The 3,654-nt window shown below is 56.2% G+C and carries 1 protein-coding gene; it reads right to left on the reverse strand.

Annotated features, from left to right (window positions below):
* Window positions 1-3,654, reverse strand: a 3,654-nt coding sequence (locus JMV15_RS28525) for an immunoglobulin-like domain-containing protein (RefSeq protein ID WP_328822034.1), incomplete at both ends; no start/stop codon positions are given.

The raw sequence follows: 3,654 nt of genomic DNA on the forward strand, positions 1-3,654 counted from the left end.
CGGTCTGAGTGCTCTTATCGATGAACACGTCATCGGTAGGCGCAGGCACGGTCACAGTGCCAACAGTGTCGCCAGCCTTGATGGTGATCGACGAACCGTTATCCAACTTCAGCGTTACATCAGTGCCAGCTTTGTTGGAGAGCGTGGCGGTGTACGTAATCTGTCCACCTTCGTTAACAGCGTTAGGCGCTGTCAGCGTCACAGTCGTGGTGTTGTCGGTACCTGGTGTGTCCGTAACGGTGGTGTTCACCGCGGTAGTGCCAGGGACCAGGTTTTCGAAGTGCTCGCCGCCAGTGACGCCTTTGATGGCGGTGGTGACAGTCTGGTCGCCTTTGTACACATCGTCTGGCGCGATAGTGGTGATAGAACCACTCGACTGATTCACACCGATGGTGATGGTCTTGCCGTTATCGAGGGTGACGGTCAGCGGATTGGTGATGTTGGTCACCGGTGCGCCGTTCTTATCCACAAGGCTGGCGGTGTAGACGATATTGCCGCCTTCGCCGACGGTGGTAGTGGCGGTCAGGACCACATCGACTTTGTCGATGGTGTCGTTGATCGTGGTGGTGGCGCCGTTGCCTGCAACTTCCAGTTTTTCGAAGTTGCCGCCGGAAGCGTCGGTGATCTTGACGGTCTGAGTGCTCTTATCGATGAACACGTCATCGCTAGGAGCGGGCACGGTCACAGTGCCAACCGTGTCGCCAGCCTTGATGGTAATCGACGAGCCGTTGTCCAACTTCAGCGTGACGTCAGTGCCCGCTTTATTGGAAAGCGTGGCGGTGTACGTAATCTGTCCACCCTCATTCGCTTCGGCCGGAGCGGTCAAGGTCACGGTAGTGGTGTTGTCGGTACCGGGTGTATCGGTAACGGTCGTGTTAACCGGGGTAGTACCTGGAACCAGATTTTCAAAATGCTCGCCGCCGGTCACACCCTTGATAGCGGTGGTGACGGTTTGATCGCCTTTATAGACATCATCAGGAGCCAGAACCGAAACGCTACCGCTAGTCTGGTTTACGCCGATGGTGATGGTCTGGCCGTTATCCAGGGTGACGGTCAACGGGTTGGTGATGTTGGTCACCGGCGCGCCGTTTTTATCCACAAGGCTGGCGGTGTAGACGATGTTGCCGCCTTCGCCGACGGTGGTGGTGGCGGTCAGGACAACATCAACTTTGTCGATGGTGTCGTTGATCGTAGTGGTCGCGCCGCTGCCTGCGACTTCCAGTTTTTCGAAGTTGCCACCAGTGGTTTCGGTGATCTTGACGGTCTGAGTGCTCTTATCGATAAACACATCATCGGTAGGGGCGGGCACGGTCACAGTACCGACGGTTTCGCCGGCTTTGATGGTGATCGACGAGCCGTTATCCAACTTCAGCGTGACGTCAGTACCGGCCTTATTGCTCAAGGTCGCCGTATAGGTGATCTGGCCACCCTCATTCGCTTCGGTCGGTGCTGTCAGCGTTACGGTAGTGGTGTTATCGGTGCCTGGTGTATCAGTAACGGTGGTGTTCACCGCGGTAGTGCCAGGGACCAGATTCTCGAAATGCTCGCCGCCGGTCACACCCTTGATAGCGGTGGTGACGGTTTGATCGCCTTTATAGACATCATCAGGAGCAAGAACCGAAACGCTACCGCTAGTCTGGTTTACGCCAATGGTGATGGTCTGGCCGTTATCCAAGGTGACGGTCAACGGGTTGGTGATGTTAGTCACCGGCGCACCGTTTTTATCCACAAGGCTAGCGGTGTAGACGATGTTGCCGCCTTCACCAACGGTGGTGGTGGCCGTCAGGACCACATCGACCTTGTCGATGGTGTCGTTGATCGTGGTGGTTGCGCCGTTGCCTGCTACTTCGAGTTTTTCGAAGTTGCCGCCGGAAGCGTCGGTGATCTTGACGGTCTGAGTGCTCTTATCGATGAACACGTCATCGCTAGGAGCGGGCACGGTCACAGTGCCAACCGTGTCGCCAGCCTTGATGGTAATCGACGAGCCGTTGTCCAACTTCAGCGTGACGTCAGTGCCCGCTTTATTGGAAAGCGTGGCGGTGTACGTAATCTGTCCACCCTCATTCGCTTCGGCCGGAGCGGTCAAGGTCACGGTAGTGGTGTTGTCGGTACCGGGTGTATCGGTAACGGTCGTGTTAACCGGGGTAGTACCTGGAACCAGATTTTCAAAATGCTCGCCGCCGGTCACGCCTTTGATGGCGGTAGTGACGGTCTGGTCGCCTTTGTACACATCGTCTGGCGCTACGGTGGTAATGGAACCGCTCGATTGGTTTACGCCGATGGTGATGGTCTTGCCGTTATCGAGGGTGACGGTCAGCGGATTGGTGATGTTAGTCACTGGTACGCCGTTCTTATCCACAAGGCTGGCGGTGTAAACGATATTGCCGCCTTCGCCAACGGTGGTAGTGGCGGTCAGGACCACATCAACTTTGTCGATCGTGTCGTTGATCGTGGTGGTCGCACCGTTGCCCGCAACTTCGAGTTTTTCGAAATTGCCGCCAGTGGTTTCGGTGATCTTGACGGTCTGAGTGCTCTTATCGATAAACACGTCATCGGTAGGGGCAGGCACGGTTACGGTGCCAACAGTGTCGCCAGCCTTGATCGTGATCGACGAGCCGTTATCCAGCTTCAAGGTGACGTCAGTACCGGCCTTGTTGCTCAAGGTCGCGGTGTACGTAATCTGACCACCTTCGCTCGCCTCGGTTGGAGCCGTCAGCGTCACGGTAGTGGTGTTATCGGTACCCGGTGTATCAGTTACAGTTGTGGTGACGTTATCGGTACCTGGGACCAGATTTTCAAAGTGTTCGCCGCCGGTTACGCCTTTGATAGCAGTAGTGACGGTCTGGTCGCCCTTATACACATCATCAGGAGCCAGAACCGAAACGCTACCGCTAGCCTGGTTTACGCCAATGGTGATGGTCTGGCCGTTATCCAAAGTCACGGTCAGCGGATTGGTGATGTTAGTCACCGCTGCGCCGTTCTTGTCCACAAGGCTGGCGGTGTAGACGATGTTGCCGCCTTCGCCAACGGTGGTGGTCGCGGTCAGGACTACATCGACCTTGTCGATGGTGTCGTTGATGGTGGTGGTTGCGCCGCTGCCTGCAACTTCCAGTTTTTCGAAGTTGCCGCCAGTGGTTTCGGTGATCTGTACGGTCTGGGTGCTCTTGTCGATGAACACGTCATCGCTAGGCGCAGGCACGGTCACAGTGCCAACGGTGTCGCCAGCCTTGATAATGATCGAAGAGCCGTTATCCAACTTCAGCGTGACGTCAGTACCGGCCTTATTGCTCAAGGTCGCCGTATAGGTGATCTGGCCACCCTCATTCGCTTCGGTCGGTGCTGTCAGCGTTACGGTAGTGGTGTTATCGGTGCCCGGTGTATCAGTAACGGTGGTGTTAACCGGGGTAGTACCAGGCACCAGGTTCTCGAAATGCTCGCCGCCGGTCACACCCTTGATAGCGGTGGTGACGGTTTGATCGCCTTTATAGACATCATCAGGGGCAAGAACCGAAACGCTACCGCTAGTCTGGTTTACGCCAATGGTGATGGTCTGGCCGTTATCCAAAGTCACGGTCAACGGGTTGGTGATGTTGGTCACCGGTGCGCCGTTCTTATCCACAAGGCTGGCGGTGTAAACGATGTTGCCGCCTTCGC

It is taken from the genome of Pseudomonas paracarnis (genome assembly GCF_904063055.1).
GTDB lineage: Bacteria > Pseudomonadota > Gammaproteobacteria > Pseudomonadales > Pseudomonadaceae > Aquipseudomonas > Aquipseudomonas paracarnis.